The sequence below is a fragment of the Mesorhizobium sp. M7A.F.Ca.CA.002.09.1.1 genome (assembly GCF_003998555.1).
In the GTDB taxonomy this organism is placed as follows: domain Bacteria; phylum Pseudomonadota; class Alphaproteobacteria; order Rhizobiales; family Rhizobiaceae; genus Mesorhizobium; species Mesorhizobium ciceri.
In genome coordinates, this window is sequence record NZ_RZRR01000723.1 from 1 (window position 1) to 2,945 (window position 2,945).

A 2,945-nucleotide genomic window follows, 5' to 3' on the forward strand; every position below is an offset into this window, starting at 1 on the left:
GGCCCATTCTTGTCGCCATGCCCGGCATCGCGAAGGATGCAGCATGGACGGGCGGTGCGGCGCTGTGAGCCGGCCTGCTTTTGGCGGACCAGCCAAGGCCCGATAGCCATTCGAGATAGTAGGCGAGCGCGAACTGCATGACGATGCCGGCCGATATCAACAGGCTGTCATAGGCAAATCCGCCCGGATTGATCAGCTTCAGCACCTGCGCCGCCATTGCAAGCACCGTGCCGGCAATGAAAACCGGCAGCGATCGTTTGCCCAATATGGCAAGCGGATGATCGCGCCCGGTGCGAAACAGATTCGAGATCGCCGGGAATGCCACGATCAGGTAGCTCACTGCGAGTATATGCAGGAGCCTCGGCAGCGACAGGAACGTCTTGTCGAAACCGGTCAGCACCGGAGGCAGGCCAAACCAGGAGATATGCCCCCAGAGCGGGCTGTGCACCCAGACCAGGGCCACAACGGTGTAGGCCAAGGCCGCCCCAACCAGCCAGCGATTGACCGGGATGGTGCCGCCGCGACGCACATGCAGCGTGCCCGCCAGGCCGATGTTGAAAAGGAACTGCCACGACAGCGGGTTGAGAAACCAGAAGCCGGGCTCGGGGTAGTTGGGCGGAGCAATCTGATAAATCCCCGCGACCAGCCACAGGGCGCCGGATGCCACCAGTGCCAGGACCGGCCGATAGCTGACAATGAGCAGGAACAGCGGCGCCAGCAAGAGCAGCACCGCATAGACGGGCAGGATGTTGTTGTACCCAAGTTGGTGGCCGAGCGTCACGATGCCGATCAGCACCTGCGGCGTATTCTTGATCAACGGCTCGATGTTGATCATCGTCAAAAGCTCCGGCCGCCTGGCAAACACTGCCGCAGCGCAGAAAATGGCCATCACCACCATGGTGGTGACGATGTGGGTGGCATAAAGCACACCGGCGCGGCGCAACATCTTCAAAGTTGCCAGCAGCCGGTTTCCAGGCTGGAATTTCTTGCCGTAGGCGAGCGCGACCGAGATTCCCGAGATCAGCACGAAGACCTCCGCCGCATCCGAAAAGCCGAAATTCTTGTATGTCAGATACTCGAAGGCGGTACCCGGCACATGGTCGACATAGATGGTCAACAAGGCGAGAGCACGGATCACATCGATGCGCGTGTCGCGCTCAGTGCGGTCCGGGACACGCGCCTCGCGGTCCGGGACACGCGCCTCGCGGTCTGGGACACGCGCATCGCGGTCCGGGGAAATCTGGGTGGTCATCGACAAAAAGGCCTCAAAGCTGGTTGTTCATACCGGCAATGCGACCCCCGGCGCACCGCTTCGATTCCTCCCGAAGGATGTTATCGGCGGAGAAACGGACTGTAATGCGCCCGGTTCAATCAACTTTCGCGGGGCTTGAAAATATTGCGTTTTGAAGCCGGCAAATTGAGCGAAAAGTCATATAATCAAGAGGATGGTCGATGATCGACGAGACCTCACAAGATGGTGCGTTGCGGCGTGATCTCGCCTTCCACTACCGGCTTTACGGCGCGGCGGATTCAACGGGCGACTGCTTCTTCCTGCTGCATGGGTCGGGTGTCGACGAGACGACATTGGTGCCGCTGGCGCGAGAGATCGCACCGCGTGCCACGCTCGTCGCGGTGCGTGGCCGCGTTGTCCAGGAGGATGGTTTCCGCTGGTTCGCGCGGATCACGCCGACGCGCTTCGAACAGGCGAGCATCCGCACCGAAACCGAGGCCTTTGCGGGCTTCGTCGCTGACGCGGCCACACGCCATCATCTCGACCTCTCGCGCACAATTTTCCTCGGCTATTCGAACGGCGCCAATCTGGTTTCGAGCCTGATGCTGCTGCATCCGGGCCTTGTCGAACGCGCCGCGCTGCTGCGACCGATGCCGGTGCTCGATGATGTGCCGGCGACGGAGCTGTCAAAGGTGCGGGTGCTGATGATCGCCGGCGCCGCCGACCTCACCTATGCGCCTTTCGCCCCTGCTCTGGTGACATTGCTCAGTCGGCATGGCGCCGAGATCGACGCCAGGATTGTCTCATCAGGTCATGAATTCGGCAGCGCCGACGCGGCAATCGTCAGGCAATGGCTGGCGGGACCGGCGGCGGTGGCGCAGGCAGGCTGACAGGCTCGCCGCCACGACCAGCCGGCCTACCCTCTTCCCATCCGGTTCCAGGCATCCAGCCCAGCGATCTTGTAGGCTTCGGCGAGCGTTGGATAGTTGAAGGTGTTGTTGACGAAGAAGTCGACGGTGCCGCCGAGATTGATCACCGCCTGGCCGATGTGGATGAGCTCGGTGGCGCCCTCGCCGATGATGTGCGCGCCGAGCAGACGGCGCGTTTCGATCGAAAACAGCAGCTTCAGGAAGCCGGTGTTGACACCCATGATGTGGCCGCGCGAGGTCTCGCGAAAACGCGCCACGCCGACCTCGTAGGCCGCACCGCTCTCACGCACCTGTTCTTCGGACTGGCCGACCGTCGAGATTTCCGGCACCGCATAGATGCCATAGGGGAAAGTTTCCGGCGGCGGCGGCAAGGGCACTCCAAAGGCATGGCAGGCGGCCACCCTGCCCTGCTCCATCGAAGTCGAGGCCAGGCTCGGAAAGCCGATGACGTCGCCGGCGGCATAGATGTTGGGCACGCTGGTCTGGAAGGATTGCGGATCGACCTTGATGCGCCCTCTGGAGTCGGCGTCGATGCCGACGACATCCAGGCCCAGGCTGCCGACATTGCCGGTGCGGCCGGCGGCGTAGAGCACAACCTCGGAACGGATGGTGCGGCCATCGGCCAGTTCCACTTCGGCGGCGTCCGGCTTGGAGCGGATCTCCTTCACCGCGCTGCCCAGCCGGATGGTCATGCCGCGATCGCGCATCTGGTGGATGAAATCGTCGACGATCTCGCGGTCGACGAAATCGAGGATGGAGTTGCGCGGCTCGACCAAGGTTACCGG

General features: G+C 62.6%; 3 protein-coding genes. 1 reads left to right on the forward strand and 2 read right to left on the reverse strand.

All coding sequences use genetic code 11. From position 1 onward, the window contains the following. Positions 1 to 1,252, reverse strand: a 1,252-nt coding sequence (locus tag EN994_RS25125; protein WP_127307892.1) for an OpgC family protein, incomplete at its 3' end; no start/stop codon positions are given. A 200-nt stretch (positions 1,253 to 1,452) separates the two neighbouring features. On the opposite strand from EN994_RS25125, the gene EN994_RS25130 reads away from it, so the two are divergent. Continuing rightward, complete coding sequence (locus EN994_RS25130) at positions 1,453 to 2,121, forward strand: alpha/beta hydrolase (protein ID WP_063167759.1); 669 nt, start codon at positions 1,453 to 1,455, stop codon at positions 2,119 to 2,121. 26 nt (positions 2,122 to 2,147) lie between these two features. On the opposite strand, the gene EN994_RS25135 is transcribed toward EN994_RS25130, so the two are convergent. Then, positions 2,148 to 2,945: FAD-dependent oxidoreductase (locus tag EN994_RS25135; RefSeq protein ID WP_164746165.1), on the reverse strand; the 798-nt coding region annotated here is incomplete at its 5' end.